Annotated in this window: 13 protein-coding genes and 1 pseudogene; 10 read left to right on the top strand and 4 right to left on the bottom strand. The window is 63.2% G+C overall.

Annotated features, from left to right (window positions below; all coding sequences use genetic code 11):
- Window positions 1-2 precede the first annotated feature (2 nt).
- Genes LOKO_RS18260 through LOKO_RS18245 form a run of 4 tightly spaced genes read right to left on the bottom strand, consistent with a single transcriptional unit; the run spans window position 3 to window position 3201 of the window.
- Window positions 3-953: a polysaccharide deacetylase family protein gene (locus LOKO_RS18260; RefSeq protein ID WP_066452101.1), complete on the bottom strand. Its 951-nt coding sequence runs from the start codon at window positions 951-953 to the stop codon at window positions 3-5.
- Window positions 954-987: 34 nt separating this feature from the next.
- A complete protein-coding gene (locus tag LOKO_RS18255) occupies window positions 988-1662 on the bottom strand; it encodes an isochorismatase family protein (protein WP_066452100.1) in 675 nt (224 codons plus the stop codon).
- Window positions 1663-1684: 22 nt separating this feature from the next.
- Window positions 1685-2569 carry an isocitrate lyase/PEP mutase family protein gene (locus LOKO_RS18250; protein WP_066452099.1) on the bottom strand — a complete coding sequence of 295 codons (885 nt, stop codon included), beginning with the start codon at window positions 2567-2569 and terminating at the stop codon, window positions 1685-1687.
- A gap of 56 nt (window positions 2570-2625) precedes the next feature.
- Window positions 2626-3201: a nuclear transport factor 2 family protein gene (locus LOKO_RS18245; protein WP_066452098.1), complete on the bottom strand. Its 576-nt coding sequence runs from the start codon at window positions 3199-3201 to the stop codon at window positions 2626-2628.
- Between the two features lie 155 nt (window positions 3202-3356).
- On the opposite strand from LOKO_RS18245, the gene LOKO_RS18240 reads away from it, so the two are divergent.
- The 10 genes and pseudogenes from LOKO_RS18240 (at window position 3357) to urtA (ending at window position 15505) form a co-directional block, all read left to right on the top strand.
- A complete protein-coding gene (locus tag LOKO_RS18240) occupies window positions 3357-4172 on the top strand; it encodes a GntR family transcriptional regulator (protein WP_066452097.1) in 816 nt (271 codons plus the stop codon).
- Window positions 4173-4319: 147 nt separating this feature from the next.
- Window positions 4320-5717 (top strand): 3-isopropylmalate dehydratase large subunit, encoded by a 1398-nt coding sequence (leuC, locus tag LOKO_RS18235; RefSeq protein WP_066452096.1) that lies wholly within the window; start codon window positions 4320-4322, stop codon window positions 5715-5717.
- A 13-nt stretch (window positions 5718-5730) separates the two neighbouring features.
- On the top strand, window positions 5731-6369 hold the full coding sequence (leuD, locus tag LOKO_RS18230; protein ID WP_066452095.1) for a 3-isopropylmalate dehydratase small subunit: 639 nt from the start codon (window positions 5731-5733) through the stop codon (window positions 6367-6369).
- Window positions 6370-6464: 95 nt separating this feature from the next.
- Window positions 6465-7466, top strand: a complete 1002-nt coding sequence (gene dctP / locus LOKO_RS18225) for a TRAP transporter substrate-binding protein DctP (RefSeq protein WP_066452094.1) — start codon at window positions 6465-6467, stop codon at window positions 7464-7466.
- A 79-nt stretch (window positions 7467-7545) separates the two neighbouring features.
- Entirely contained in the window at window positions 7546-8052 is a 507-nt protein-coding gene (locus tag LOKO_RS18220) for a TRAP transporter small permease (protein ID WP_066452093.1), read from the top strand.
- Complete coding sequence (locus LOKO_RS18215; RefSeq protein WP_066452092.1) at window positions 8052-9365, top strand: TRAP transporter large permease; 1314 nt, start codon at window positions 8052-8054, stop codon at window positions 9363-9365. Before LOKO_RS18220 ends, LOKO_RS18215 begins: the two co-directional genes overlap by 1 nt.
- A gap of 537 nt (window positions 9366-9902) precedes the next feature.
- Window positions 9903-11538: pseudogene (locus tag LOKO_RS18210) on the top strand (sodium:solute symporter family protein); the annotation flags it as partial.
- A 285-nt stretch (window positions 11539-11823) separates the two neighbouring features.
- The gene (locus tag LOKO_RS19065; RefSeq protein WP_083517752.1) at window positions 11824-12306 is read left to right on the top strand and encodes a tripartite tricarboxylate transporter TctB family protein; all 483 of its coding nucleotides are present in this window, start codon (window positions 11824-11826) and stop codon (window positions 12304-12306) included.
- A 19-nt stretch (window positions 12307-12325) separates the two neighbouring features.
- Window positions 12326-13825, top strand: coding sequence for a tripartite tricarboxylate transporter permease (locus tag LOKO_RS18205; protein ID WP_066452091.1), 1500 nt, complete (start codon window positions 12326-12328; stop codon window positions 13823-13825).
- 309 nt (window positions 13826-14134) lie between these two features.
- The gene (gene urtA / locus LOKO_RS18200) at window positions 14135-15505 is read left to right on the top strand and encodes an urea ABC transporter substrate-binding protein (protein ID WP_083517668.1); all 1371 of its coding nucleotides are present in this window, start codon (window positions 14135-14137) and stop codon (window positions 15503-15505) included.
- The last annotated feature ends 101 nt before the right edge of the window (window positions 15506-15606 follow it).

The raw sequence follows: 15606 nt of genomic DNA, 5'->3' as shown, positions 1-15606 counted from the left end.
GCTCAGCGCCTCCTGGCGGGGATGGCCCTGGCGTCGATGTCGCGCAGGGCATCGTCGTAGTGGTGGGCAAGATAGTGGCTGGCGATCACGCGGCCGGGGGCGAGCCAGACGTCGCTGTGGCCGGTGATGTACTCCAGCGCCTCCTCGAAGGCCTTGATTCGATGCGGGCAGCTGACCTGGTAGTTGTGGGTGGGAATGCACATCACCGTGCCCGATTCGGCGCCTTCGGCATAGAGCCGGTCGAAGTGGCGCTTGAGCATGGTCAGGTAATGGCGTGGCTCCACCTTGTTCACGGCGTAGACGATGGTGTCGTTCATCTCCAGCGAATAGGGCATGGAGACGAAGCGGCGGCCCGAGCGCAGCCGGATCGGCGTGGGCTGGTCATCGTGGAACAGGTCACAGGTATAGAAGCCCGCCTCGTCGCCGAACAGCGCCTGGCCCTCCTCGGCGAACAGGTCCAGGGTCCGCTCCGAATGGGAGAGCGCCGGGGCCAGGTAGCCCGCACACTTCTGCCCGGTGTGGCGGTGGATCGCCTCGAGGCTGTCGCGAATCATCTCCCGCTCCTGGGCCTCACCCATGCCATAGGTGTAGCGGGTGTTGTAGATGCCGTGGCTGAAGAACTCCCAGTCGCGCTCACGGCACATCTCGATGATCTCGGGATGGTGTTCGCAGAGCGCCACCGACAGCGACACCGAGCCGCGAATGCCGTACTTGTCGAGCAGGGCCATCTGGCGCTGGTGGCCCACTCGGTTGCCATAATCGCGAATGCTGTAGCCAGGCACCGAGGGGTGGGGCGTCGGCCATGGCTTGCGCTGCGGATTCTGGGGCGGGTCGAGCTCGTAGTACTCGATATTGGGTGCCACCCAGAAGGCGACCCGCGCCCCGCCCGGCCAGGTGATCTTCGGGCGATTCTCGTAGGGCCAGTAGTCATAGGCACCAAGCGTTTCCTTCATGTTGCACACTCCTCTTCCACTCTCGCCGAGACGCTCAGCCCTGCTCGGCAGCACGAGCTTCGAGCCAGCTCAGCACCTCGGCCACCGGCATGACATCGGCGTACTTGAGATGCAGGTCGGTCAGGTTGGCGTAGTGGTAGCTCTCGTGCTTGTCGGCAACGCACTCCATGGGCACGACGGTACGGTAGCCACGGGAGAGGCTATCCACCGCGGTGGCACGGATACAGCCGGAGGTGGAGCCGCCGGTAACGATCACGGTATCGACCTGATGCCATACCAGCAGCGACTGCAGCGGGGTCTCGAAGAAGGCCGAGGGCATGCGCTTGGTGTAGACGACATCGTGTGGGTCGATCTCCACCCGCTCATCGAATTCGGCACGCTCAGAGCCGTACTTGATGTTCTGCAACGAGTCGGGGGTATCGGTCCGTGTGCCCCATACGCCGGCGTCTTCTGCGGAGTCGAGGAACGCCACGTGGGTCCAGACTACCGGCCAGCCGAGCTGTCGGAACGAGCGGGCCAGCTGGTTGACGTAGTCGAGCTGGTTGGGGTCGGTCTCGTAGGCGGTCTTGAACAGGTCGGTTCGGGTATAGGCCTTCTGCGGGTCGACGTTGACCAGCACCGCCTTGTTACCGAAACCGAACGGCACGCGCTGGGGGTTGGCCATCACCTCGAAGAAGATCTCCTTGGCGGTCTTGTCGGTGGTAATCATGCGCTCTCTCCTGAAGGATCGGTCATTGTTCTCTTCGGCCGTCGTACTTCTCGCCCAGCTCGAGCATCTTTCGGGTGCCGAGCACCTCGTTGAGCTGTCCGAAGTCGAGCATGCGCTCGCGAAAGGCGTCGGTGGTACCGTCACGGCGCAGGGTGGTGAAAAACTGGCTCGCCATGTGGGTGAAGGCGCGTACCAGGGCACCGGGGAAGATCACCAGCGAAAAGCCTAGCTGCTGGAGCGCCTGGGCGTTCTGCAACGGCGTGTCGCCCCCCTCCACCATGTTGGCCATGATCGGAATCTTGCCGCGAAACTCGGCCATGATGCTGGCGATGTCTTCGTCGCTGCGGATACCCTCGATGAACAGCACGTCGATCCCGGCCTCGCGGTAGGCATGGGCTCGCTCAATGGCCCGCGCCGTACCCTCCACCGCCACCGCATCGGTGCGGCCGATGATCAGGGTCGAGTCACTTTCACGGGCATCCATTGCCGCCTTGAGCTTACCCACCATCTCGCCCTCGGACACCAGGGTCTTGCCACGCAGATGGCCGCAACGCTTGGGATAGGTCTGGTCTTCCAGCTGTATCGCATTGGCACCGGATCGCTCCAGCATGCGCACGCTGCGCATCACGTTCATGGCATTGCCGAAGCCGGTGTCGCAATCGACCACCACCGACAGCTCGGTGCGCTCACGGATGTGAGACATCACGTCGTTGACCTCGCTCACGCTGACCAGGCCGATGTCGGGACGGCCGAGCTGGGTATAGGCAATGCTGGCCCCGGAAAGATAGACAGTGTCGAATCCGGCATCGGCGGCAAGCGAAGCGCTCAAGGCGTCGTAGACACCCGGGGCGACGACGATCCCCGGATCGCTCAGCCTGGCCTTGAGGTCACTGGCGTGAAGAGTCATGGCAAGAGAATTCCTCGAATGTTCATGAAATCGAAAAGGGAAACGAAAGGGCCACTTCAGGGCCGTGCCAGCGCCAGGTCGTTCCAGACCTGCTGGCGAACGATCCTGCCGCGGCGCAGTTCGAAGCGGTCGATGAAGCGCACGCCGGAGAAGGGGGTACCGTCGGGCCACTCACCGCTGAGTTCGCCGTGACAGAACACCGTCGTCTCATCGCCATCGCCACAGGTTTCCACTGCTGCAATGCACTTGCGCACGAAGCGGTAGCGGCCGCCGGCCCAGGCCACCAGTTCTTCGAGACGATGCATCTCGCCGCTGCCGGGGAACGTCATGACGAACTCATCGTCGAGCAGGGTCTTGGCAGCACCGAGATCACGAGCCTCCATGGCCGAGAGAAAGGCGCGCACCACTTGCTCGGGGCTCATGCCGGGCTTGCCGTCCTTACCTTCCGCTCCCGGCATGCGCTGGCGACCGCCTCGCATGTAGGCATCGGGCTCCACTTCATGCACCAGCACGGTGATGCCTTCAGGGTCAGCGGCAATGCTGTGGCGCACGGCATCGGTAAGCCGAGCGCACAGGCGCTGTTTCAATTCGCCGGAGTAGCCTCGGATCAGACTGACCTGAATGACGGGCATGGGTGTTCTCCAAGGAAGCCTTTATCGTTGTTTGGCGCTATTCTTCATATTGCATGGCACAGCAACCTGTCCTATGCATAATACATTTCTATGTCTACCCAATGCCTCGCGTCAAGCTCTTCATACAGACCGGCAACAACGACAAGGACCCAACCATGAACGATACGCATGCGAATTCCGTCGGGGGCACCAAGTCCCATCGCATCTATCTGCTGCTCAAGGATGCGATTCTCAGCGGTCGACTGGCCCCGGGGCGAAAGCTCCCCGGCGAGCTGAAGCTGGCCGATCAGTACGGCGTATCGCGGGTCACTGTCAGGCGCGCCATGCAGGCACTCAACGAGGCGGGGCTGGTGGCACGCAAGCCGGGGCTCGGCACCGTTGTGCTGGAGCAGCCTCTGGACGCCACCGTCATGACTGCCAGCGTCGCCAACCTGATGCCCAACATGGTCAAGATGAGCAAGGCCTCGCGGGTGCGCCTGCTGGAGTTCTGCTACGTCAAGCCGCCGGAGCCGGTGCGGGAGGGCCTGGGCCTCCGCGAGGGGGAGCGCGTGCAGCGTTCGATTCGCGTGCGCATGGCCGATGACAAGCCATTCTCCTACCTGGTGACCCACGTCCCGGAATACATCGCCCTGCACTACAACGAGGCTGACCTTTCGCAGACACCGCTTTTCGCTCTGCTCGAGCGCAGCGGTGTGAAGGTCGATCACGCCGCGCAGACCATCTCGGCAACACTGGCCACCCATGAGGTGGCTGAGGCGCTCGATGTATCGGTGGGCTCACCGCTGATCGCTCTGACCCGGGTGGTTTACGACGAGGAGGGGCGCGGCGTGGAGCATCTCGACGCGCTATACCGCCCCGACCGTTACCGCATCCAGATCGATCTGAACCGTACCGGCGATGAAGCCGCTCGATACTGGGAGCCGATGTCGTCGGAGCCCCAGCGGGCGAAGCCCGAACATCAGGAAGCGTGAGACGCAGAGTGACACGGCACCAAGGCTGTTCTATTTTTAATACATATAAAAAAGGAAATAAAATACATTTGACCTGTGCGGCGGTCTGGGATAGTTGTATGAGTATAGCGGGATGAAAATAACACAACCTCGGTAAAACGAACCGTCATGACAATGCCAACGACACTGTTCGACAAGGTGTGGGACGCCCACGAGATCCATCGCAGCGAAAGCGGCGAGAGCCTGCTGTGGATCGACCGTCACTTCGTGCATGAGGGCTCCTTCCACGCCTTCAACAAGCTGCGCGAGCGAGGCCTGCCCGTGGCGCGGGCCGACCTTACTTTCGGTATCGCCGATCACTACGTGCCGACCCTGACCCGCCGCCTCGACGACATCGACGATGCCAAGGTCCGCGGCATGATCGAACAGTTGGCAGACAACACCCGTGAACATGCCATCACCCTGTTCGGCCTGGACGACCCCCGCCAGGGCATCGTCCATGTGCTGGGGCCCGAGCAGGGCCTGACTCAGCCCGGGCTGCTGATGGTCTGCGGCGACAGTCACACGTCCACCCACGGCGCCTTCGGCAGCGTTGCCTTCGGCATCGGTGCCTCGGAGGTGGCCCATGTACTTGCCACCCAGACCCTGTGGCAGAGCCGCCCCAGGCAGATGCGCCTGACCGTGGAGGGCACCCTGGCCCCCGGCATTACCGCCAAGGACATCGCCCTGACCTGGATCGCTCGCCTGGGCGCCGACGGCGCCCGTGGCCACGCCATCGAATATGCCGGCAGCGCCATCCGCGGACTCTCCATGGAGGCACGGCTGACCCTGTGCAACCTCTCCATCGAGGGCGGCGCCCGCTGCGGCATGATCGCCCCGGACGACACCAGCTTCGCTTATCTCGAGGGCCGCCCCTGGGCGCCGGAAGGAGAACGACTGGAACAGGCCATCCGCCATTGGCAGACCTTGAAGAGCGATGACGGGGCCCGCTTCGACCGCGACATCACCCTGGACGCCGCCGAGATCGTTCCCACCGTGACCTGGGGCGTATCCCCGGAAGAAGCCCTGCCCATCGACAGCTGCGTGCCGGATCCCGCAACCCAGCACGACGAGGGCAAGGCACGCCAGATGCGCGACAGCCTCGACTACATGGGTCTCACCCCCGGCCAGAAGCTGACCGATATCGCCATCGACCGGATCTTCATCGGCTCCTGCACCAACGCCCGCATCGAGGACCTGCGCGCCGCAGCCGAGGTGCTGCAAGGTCGGCGTAGCCGCGTGCCCGGCATCGTCTCTCCCGGCTCCACCCAGGTGAAGAAGCAGGCGGAAGCCGAGGGGCTGGACACCGTCTTCCGGGAGGCGGGACTGGAGTGGAGGGAGTCGGGCTGCTCCATGTGCGTGGCCATGAACGGTGACCTGGTGCCCAGCGGCGAAAGGTGTGCCTCGACCACCAACCGCAACTTCAAGGGTCGCCAGGGGCCTGGGGCCAGAACCCACCTGATGTCGCCGGCCATGGTGGCTGCCGCTGCCGTGGCCGGCCATCTGGCCGACATCCGCGCGCTGTAACGGGAGGACTGAGATGACACCCATCAAGATTCTGGACACCCTGGCCTGTCCGCTGGCCCTGGCCAGCGTGGATACCGACCAGTTGATCCCGGCGCGCTTCATGAAGGAGCCGCGCAGCATCGGCTACGGCCAGTTCCTGCTGCATGACCTGCGCTACGATGAGCGTGGCAGCCCCCGTCCGGGCTTCATCCTCAATCATCCGAAGGCCGAGCAGGCCCAGATCCTCGTGGCACGACGCAACTTCGGTGGCGGTTCAAGCCGTGAAGCCGCTGTCTACGCCTTGGTGGACCATGGCTTTCGCTGCGTGATCGCCCCGAGCTTCGGTGACATCTTTTCGTCCAATGCGGTCAACAACGGTCTGCTTCCGGCCACGCTGCCAGAGACCTATATCGAGCGCCTGCTTGCCCACCTGGGCAGTGAGCCCGGGCCGGTGCGGGTAGACCTGGATGAGTGCCGCGTCCGTGCCGGTACGCTCGACCTGAAGTTCGAGATCGCTCCCAGCTGGCGCACCAAGCTGCTGAACGGCTGGGACGACATCGACATGACCCGGCAGCACCAGGCGAAGATCGCCCGATTCGCGGCCGACTATGCGCGCCGACACCCCTGGCTCGAGACACCGCCAGGCGACGCCACGATCATTTCCAGAGGGTGATACCAGGCCCTTGCCCGGCTTGTGCATGCACTGCGTGATGCAAGCCTCCAACAACAATCGGCAACATCCGTACCATCCCATCGAGGAGAAAAACGATGAACAAGCAACTACTGGCCACCCTTGGCGTAGCGACCCTGCTCGCCTCCACCCACGCAGCGGCCGTGGATCGCATCAGCGCAGTCCATGCCTTCCCTCCCTCACTGATCTATACCCAGAGCTTCCTCGAGTTCGTGGACAAGGTGAACGAGCGCGGTGAAGGCGTGGTACAGATCGATGTACGTGGCGGCCCCGAGGTCATCGGCCTATCGGAGCAGCCCGACGCGGTCCGCAACGGTGTGGTCGACATGGCCTATACCGCGGCCAGCTTCTACGCCGGCACCGTACCGGAGCGCGATGCCATGGTCGCCTCGAACACCAACGCCATCCATGCCCGCGAGAACGGCGGCATCGACCTGCTCAACGAGATACACCAGGAAAAGATGGGCACCTATTACCTGGGCTGGTTCGACAGCGGTGTCAGCTACAACCTCTACACGATCAACGAGCCCCGCCTGGACGACGACGGCAACCTGAGCGTCTCGGGAATGACGCTGCGCAGCAACCCGGTCTACGACGCCTTCTTCCAGGACTACCTGGGCGCACAGCCGATCAGCCTGCCCACCACCGACGTCTACTCGGCGCTGGAGCGCAACGTGGTCAACGCCACCGGCTGGACCCAGATCGGCCTCAAGGACCTCAACTGGGATCGCTTCCTGAACTACCGGATCGACCCCGATTTCTTCTCCACCGACATGGGCGTCATCCTCAACCTGGATAGCTGGAACGCTCTGAGCGAAGAGGCTCGCGAGATCCTCCAGGAAGTGGCCATCGAACATGAGCGCGCAAGCGCAGAGCGTTTCGAGGTGCTGGCAACGGAGCAGCTCGAAGAGCTGGAAGCCGACGGCATGCAGGTCTTCCGCCTGGAAGGCGAAGCCGGCGAGCGCTTTTCAGAAGCAGCCCGTGAAGCCACCTGGGAGCGCATGCGTCGCCAGATGGAACGTCACCCCATGGGCCTCGAGCACTATGACGAGCTGATCGAGAAGTTCAACGACCTCTGAAGCATGACGAGCCGGCCGCCAGGCGGCCGGCTCTCCTTCCTGTTCCCGCCTGGCTCGCTGCCGGGCCCTGGATGACGCTATGCGATACGCAACCCGCGCCTATCTTCTGCTGCTCAACGGCATGGCCCTGCTGGCCGCCATCATGCTGGTGTGGCTGATGGTCGCCATCGTGCTCTCCGTGGTGATCCGCAACCTGGGCCTGCAGCCCTCTGCCTGGTTCTTCCTCTCCACCGAGTACGCCATGTTCTATCTGACCCTGCTGGGTGCGCCCTGGCTGGTCAGGCACAAGGGGCACGTGCATATCGAACTGCTCACCTCGATCCTGCCACCGCTGGCCCTGCAGGTATTGAGCCGGCTGGTCGCCCTGCTCTGCGTGACGGTCTGCGTGGTATTGGCCTGGAAGGGCTATGACCTGGTGATGCTGAACCTCCAGCGCAGCGACTATGACGTGCGCGCCTTCTTCGTACCGAAGTGGATCCTCACCATCGCCTACCCGGTCTGTTTCTCTCTCATGGCCATCGAATTCGCCCGCTTCGTGGTGGGTCGAGACATTCTTCACAGCGGCGAAGCGGGGATAAAAGAATAATGGAATGGTATCTGGCCCTGGCCTTTCTCCTGGCCCTGATCCTCGGCTTCATGGCCATCGGTACGCCCATTGCGCTGGCGTTCCTGGCCGCCAACGTCATCGGCGCCTGGTACTTCATGGGCGGACAGAACGGCATCATCCAAATGCTGAACAACGGCTTCGGCGCCCTGTCAAGCTTCAACCTGGTGCCGATCCCGCTGTTTCTGCTGATGGGCGAACTGTTCTTCCGCACCGGCATGGGCATGAAGATGTTCAATGCCATCGACCAGCTGATGGGCAAGGTGCCTGGCCGGCTATCCTATGTCACCGTCGTGGGGGGTACCGGGTTCTCGACCCTGAGTGGCTCCTCCATGGGGTCCACGGCGCTGATGGGCTCGCTGCTGGTGCCCGAGATGGAGCGCCGCGGCTACAAGAAGCACATGGCCATCGGCCCGATCCTGGGCACCGGCGGCCTGGCCATCATCATTCCACCCTCGGCGCTGGCGGTACTGCTGGCCACCCTGGCCAAGATCGACATCGGCGCCCTGCTTATCGCCGGCATTCTGCCGGGCCTGGTGCTGGCCTGTCTCTATATCGCCACCATCTGGATCCACACCCGGATCGACCCCTCTGCCGCCCCCAACTACGAACTGGAGCCGGTTCCCCTCAAGCAGAAGCTGATGCTGATTCTCACCGACATCGTGCCGATGATCAGCGTGATGGTGCTGATCGTGGCGCTGATGCTGATGGGCTTCGCCACCCCTTCCGAGGCGGCTGCGTTCGGAGCCCTGGGCGCCATGGTGCTGGCCTTCGTCTTCCGCTGCATGACCTGGGAGGCGTTCAAGCTATCGGTCACCGGGGCACTGAAGGTCACGCTGATGGCCTACCTGATCGTTTTCGGCTCCGCCACCTTCAGCCAGCTGCTGGCCTTCTCCGGCGCCTCCAGCGGACTGATCCAGTGGGCCACCAGCTTCGACCTGGCACCCATCCTGATGCTGCTGGCGATGTTCGCCGTGCTGCTGGTACTCGGCACCTTCATGGAGCAGATCTCCATCATGATGCTGACGGTGCCGTTCTTCTTCCCGCTGGCGCAGGTGCTGGGCTTCGATCCGATCTGGTTCGGCATCATCGTGCTGCTGGCCCTGGAGATCAGCTTCTCGACGCCACCGCTTGGGCTGCTGCTGTTCGTGATGAAGGGGGTGGCCCCCAAGGGCACCACCATGCGCGAGATCTACGCCGCGGCGATTCCCTATATCCTCTGCTCGATGCTGCTGGTCGCCCTGCTGATCGCCTTCCCGGCCATCGCCACCTGGCTTCCTGGAATGATCAACTGAGCCCGCAGCGGGATCGCAGCCGACATTTCGGCGCAACTAGACGCAATTTTCCGCCGATTCGGCACCGATTGGACTTTTTCAGGATAGATCAGTAGGGTATACGACCCTTGGATCAGGCAATAATACTGATAACCGATCCCTGACAGGTCCCGCCATGGGACACCCTGGTCTTGCCTACATGCAGACTGGATCACCGGTACTCTCGACTGTACGTCGTCGACGCCATCGATAGAGAAGGAATCCATGTCGCGCCACTACGCCGATGAAGGACGGTGCATGCCGCGCCGCCCGCCCCCCGACCTCGCCGCTGCGGGGTAATGCCTGACTGACGGCATCGTCTTGCCGTGCCTGATCGATAGCACCCGAGGCTGCGCCACGCCTGGCGTCAGCCTGCTTGTCTCTGCGCTAATGCCTGAGCGCTGATCAGCCTCAAGCCGCCTTTGGGCCTGGCCCCCCCACAGCACCATCACTGCGTCCGGCATGTCGACCTGATCGACCGGCCCGGGCGTGTTCGTTCCATCCACCGAGGGATTGCCCTTGAACAGCGAATCGCTCTATCAATTTTCGACCCTGACCGTCATCTTGCTGCTGCTCGCCTTCTACGGCGGCACCTACCTGATGACGCTGGGCATCCGCAAGAAGAACGAAGACGCCGACGCCTTCATGGTCTCCAACCACCGCGTGGGCTTCGGCATGGGCGCCGCCAGCATGACCGCCACCTGGATCTGGGCCGCCTCCTTCTACGCCGCCGCCACTTCCGGCTATACCTACGGCGTCTCTGGCCCCATTCACTACGGACTGTGGGGGGCACTGATGATCCTGTTCATCTACCCCTTCGGCCGGCGCTTTCGCAAGCTCGCCCCCAATGCCCACACCCTGGGCGAACTGATCCACGCCCGTCACGGCTCCTCCAGTCAGCTGATCCTGGCGCTCTCCAACGTGCTGGGCAGCGTGATCAGCCTGATGGTCAACTTCACCGCCGCCGGCGCGCTGGTCTCGGTGCTCTCGCCGCTGTCGTTCCAGGCCGGGGTGATCATTGCCGGCTTCGGCGTACTGCTGTATACGCTGTGGTCGGGGTTCCGCGCCTCGGTGATGACCGACTTCGCACAGCTGGTGGCGCTGATGGCGATTGCCATCGTGATCATCCCCGCGGTGTTCTTCGCCATGGGCGGTCCCAGCGAGCTGGTGGCTGGCCTGGATAACCTGACGGTCGAGCAGGCCAACCTGTTCTCCATGGATGCCATTCTCTACCAGGGCGCGCCCTTCTTCGTCGCCGTGCTGGCCTATGCGATCGGTAACCAGACCATTTCCCAGCGCCTGTTCGCGGTGAACGAGAGTCATATCAAGCCAACCTTCATCACCGCGACCATCGGCTACGGTGCCATCGTCATCGGGCTGGGCATGATCGGCCTGATGGCGCTGACCTTGGGCGTCGAGCCAATGGGCGGTGACATGAACAACCTGATCCCGCAGATGGTGTCCGGCTATCTGCCGCCGCTGTTCATTGCGCTGTTCTTCATCCTGGTGATCGGCTCGCTCTCCTCTACCGCCGACTCCGATCTCTCCGCGCTGTCGGCGATCATGATGGCCGATGTCTACGGCAAGAACATCGCCCGCGGCAAGGCCGACCCCAAGCGCATGCTGCTGGTGGGCCGCCTGACCATGATCGTCGCCACCGCGGTGGGCATCGTCTTCGCCAGCTTCTCGCTGGATATCCTGGTGATGCTGGTGTTCGTCGGCGCGCTGTGGGGCGCCATCGTCTTCCCGGTCATCGCCAGCTGCTTCTGGAACCGGGTCACCAATCAGGCCTTCACCACCTCGGTACTGGTGGCCATGGTGCTGTTCTGCCTGGCGCGCTTCGAGCTGCTGCCCATGAGCGGCGCCAGCGGCCTGTTCTTCGAGGTGCTGGCCAGCATCGGTGGCGGCGTGATCATCGGCCTGATGGTGTTCGGCTTCCTGGGCCGCATCGCCGGGTTCATCGCCGCCGCCCTGGCGCTGGTGGCGATGCTGGTGTTCGCCACCGACTTCCTGCGCGACTACACCGTACTGCTGGCCTCGCTGACCGCCTATGGCGCCAGCACCCTGGTCTGCGTGGTGATGAGCCTGATGAGCCGCCAGGAAGACTTCGACTTCGCCACTATCGGCGAGCGGGTCGGCGACTACGACACCCACGAACCCAGCGTGCAGGAAGGCGACGTGGCCACGGCCATGAACCCGGGTCCGCGCTTGTTGTGCCAGTGCTTGGCCAGCGATGGCAGCAGCCTGGCCAGGGCGGTTTCATGCTCGTCGCCCTGGGCGCCCCCGTCGAAGGAGCGAGCGGTGCCACCACCCGGGCCAGTGACGTATCGGGTCCGGCGCGCATATCCAGGGGCTCGGTGGCCAGCCAGATTTCGTCGATGCGAATCATCACAACAGCCCCTTCAGCCACTGCTTGAGCCCCTCAGGCTCGAGGTCCGCCATGACTCGACTCAATTCCAACCAGATCATTGCTCTGGTGCTGGCCGCGCTAGCGGTAGGCTACCTGGCCATGGCCTGGCAGATCCGTCCCTTTCCGCTGCCAAGGCCGATCGACTCCGATCTCTTCCCCAAGGTGCTGGGCTTCACGCTGCTGGGCCTGTCCCTGCTGTTGTTCCTGGAGAAGCCCAAGTCACAGGACGTACCCGAGGAGCTGGACCCCGAAGAGCAGGCCGCCCCGCTGCTGCTGAAGCCATGGTCGCGGGTCATCGTGACCACCCTGGCTATCGTGGCCTACGCGCTGCTGCTGGTGCCGGTAGGCTTCGTGCTGGCCTCCGTATCGCTGGTCTTCGGGCTGGCCTGGTACTACGGCTATCGCCGCCATGGGGTCAACCTTGCCACCTCGCTGGGCGTCGTGCTGACTCTCTACCTGACCATGACTCGGATCATGGGTGTCTATCTGCCCACCGGTTTGCTGCCGCTCTGACCACGGCCCGGAGTCTCCCATGGAATCGCTGAACAACCTGATGTACGGCTTCGGTATCGCGCTGGAGCCGATGAACATCGCCTACGTCTTCGCCGGTGTGTTTGCCGGCACCATCATCGGCATGCTGCCGGGCCTGGGTCCGATCAGTGCCCTGGCGCTGATGATCCCGATCACCTTTGCCATGGAGCCCTCGTCCGGCTTGATCCTGATGGCAGGGGTCTACTACGGTGCTATCTTCGGTGGCTCGAGCTCATCGATCCTGCTCAACGCGCCGGGCGTCGCCGGTACCGTGGCAACCTCGTTCGACGGCTATCCAATGGCCAAGCAGGGGCTGGCGGGCAAGGCCCTGGCCATTGCCGCATATGCGTCCTTCGTCGGCGGCACCATCTCCATCGTCTTCCTGATGCTGGTGGCACCGATGCTGTCGAAGGTCGCGGTCAGCTTCGGGCCGGCCGAGTACTTTTCCCTGATGGTGCTGGGCCTGACCGCGGTGGTGTCGCTCTCCGACAAGTCACTGGTCAAGGGACTGATCGCTGCCGTGATAGGGGTGATGATCTCGATCATGGGCATCGACCTTCAGACCGGCACGGAGCGATTCACCTTCGGCACTGCTCATCTCCTCGACGGTATCGACTTCCTGGTGGTGGCGCTGGGTATCTTCGCGCTGGCTGAAGTGTTCTACATGCTGCTGCGTGGTGGCGGGGGCAAGGAGCAGCCGCGCAATGCCATCGGTTCGCTGAAGCTGAGCCGAAGCGAGGTTCGCGAGATCGCGCCGCCCATCGCCCGTAGCTCCGTGCTCGGTTTCTTCACCGGCGTATTGCCTGGGGCCGGTGCCACTATCGGTTCATTCCTCGGCTACAGCATGGAAAAGCGCCTGGCCAAGGATGGGGATACCTTCGGCAAGGGCAATATCAAGGGCGTCGCGGCCCCCGAGGCGGCCAACAATGCCGCCTGTACCGGCTCCTTTGTCCCGCTGCTGACGCTTGGCGTGCCCGGTTCCGGCACCACGGCGGTGCTGCTGGGCGCGCTGCTGGTCATGGGCGTCAGCCCGGGGCCGGCCATGCTGGTCGACCGTCCCGACGTGTTCTGGGGCGTCATCGCCAGTATGTACATCGGCAACATCTTCCTGCTGGTGCTCAACCTGCCGCTGATTCCCTATATCGCCAAGATCCTCGAGATGCCGCGTCCGCTGCTGCTCGCCCTGATCCTGATCTTCTGCATGGTGGGGGTCTACGGCATGAGCTTCAGTGTCTTCGATCTGCTCCTGCTGCTGGGATTCGGCCTGGTGGGACTCGGCATGCGCCTGTTCGGCTTCCCGGCGGCGCCGCTGATCCTGGCGCTGATCCTCGGTGCCATCATGGAAGAATCCATGCGCCGGGCGCTGCAGATCTCGGGTGGTGACTGGATGATCTTCATCGACAAGCCGATCTCCATGTGGCTGCTGATCATCGCCGCGCTGTCGCTGCTGCTTCCAGTGGTGAAGCAGGGCCTGGCAAAGGCGCGCCGCGCACGGACATGATCACGCCAGGGTTTTGATGTTGGGGCGCCGGTGCAGACCGGTGCCCCTTTTTTGTGTGCCCTGCACGCGAACGGTGCGGGAAGTGCGGAGAAAGGGGACTCTGTCTGCACCATGGTAGTGCCGAGGGATATGTGAATGGTCCTGGCGGGTGTTTCCAATATATTGAAATTTAAAAGATTTACGATTTTTGCGTGAGGGTGGCGCAGGCCTTGCAAAGACTGATGGCTGAGACCCGCACGGACGGTCCTTTGACCCAGTGCGATGCCATCACAATGAAACCTTCCCGCAGGAAGGTGCAAGGAGTGACAAGTGAACGAATCCCGACGCAAGGTCCTGTCCCGTCCCTATCTCCATCCCTATCTTCGTCCTTCACGGCTGGCGGCTGCCGCACTGGTTACCACTGCCAGCCTTGGCTTCAGCGCCCAGGCGCTGGCCGAAGAACCGATCAAGGTGGGCATTCTCCACTCGCTGTCCGGCACCATGGCGATCAGCGAGACGGTGCTCAAGGACACCGTGGAAATGCTGATCGAGCAGCAGAACGAGCAGGGTGGCCTGCTGGGTCGCCAGCTCGAGGCGGTGGTGGTCGACCCGGCCTCCAACTGGCCGCTGTTCGCCGAGCGTGCCCGCGAGTTGCTGGCCCAACATGAAGTCGATGTGGTCTTCGGCAACTGGACCTCGGTCTCGCGCAAGGCCGTGCTGCCCGTCTTCGAGGAGCTCAACGGCCTGCTGTTCTACCCGGTGCAGTATGAGGGTGAGGAGTCCTCCGAGAACGTCTTCTATACCGGAGCGGCGCCCAACCAGCAGGCCATTCCCGCCGTCGAGTACCTGCTGAACGAGGTGGGCGTGGAGCGCTGGGTGCTGGCCGGCACCGACTACGTCTATCCGCGCACCACCAACCGTATCCTCGAGGCCTTCCTCAAGGAAGAACACGGGGTGGCCGACGACGACATCATGATCAACTACACGCCCTTCGGTCACTCCGACTGGCAGAACATCGTCTCGGATATTCGTCGCTTCGGCAGCGAGGGCAAGAAGACCGCGGTGGTGTCCACCATCAACGGGGATGCCAACGTGCCTTTCTATACGGAACTGGCCAACCAGGGCGTTGACGCTGCGGATATCCCGGTGGTCGCATTCTCGGTGGGCGAGCAGGAGCTGACCGGGATCAACACCGGCCCGTTGGTCGGCCACCTGGCCGCCTGGAACTACTTCATGAGCGTCGACACCGATGAAAACTATGACTTCATCGACGCCTGGATCGATTACACCGGCGACGAGGAGGCGGTGACCAACGATCCCATGGAGGCTCACTACATCGGCTTCAACATGTGGGCCGAGGCGGTGCGCAAGGCCGGTACCACCGACGTCGACGCGATCAAGGAGGCGATCATCGGTGTCACCGTACCCAACCTGACCGGCGGCTATGCGGCGATGATGCCCAACCACCACATCACCAAGCCGGTGCTGATCGGTGAGATCCAGGACAATGGCCAGTTCGACGTGGTCTGGCGGACACCCTCCACCGTGGCCGGCGATGCCTGGTCCGACTACCTGCCGGGCTCCCGTGACCTGATTGCCGACTGGCGCGCACCGATGCGCTGCGGCAACTTCAATGTCGCCACCGGCTCCTGCGGCGGCAGCACTGCGGCCGAAGAAGCCGAGGCTGCCTTGGCCGAATAAATCGAGTGAGTCGATTTCCCCGCCGCCCGGCCGGGCGGCGGGACGCACGCCATCTTGTCTCTATCCAGATGCCTTCTCGTCTCTATCCAGAGGAAAGCTCC

Source organism: Halomonas chromatireducens (assembly GCF_001545155.1).
Classification (GTDB): domain Bacteria; phylum Pseudomonadota; class Gammaproteobacteria; order Pseudomonadales; family Halomonadaceae; genus Halomonas; species Halomonas chromatireducens.
The sequence above is the reverse complement of the archived record's forward strand: the minus strand, read 5'-3'. Positions and strand labels throughout refer to the sequence as shown.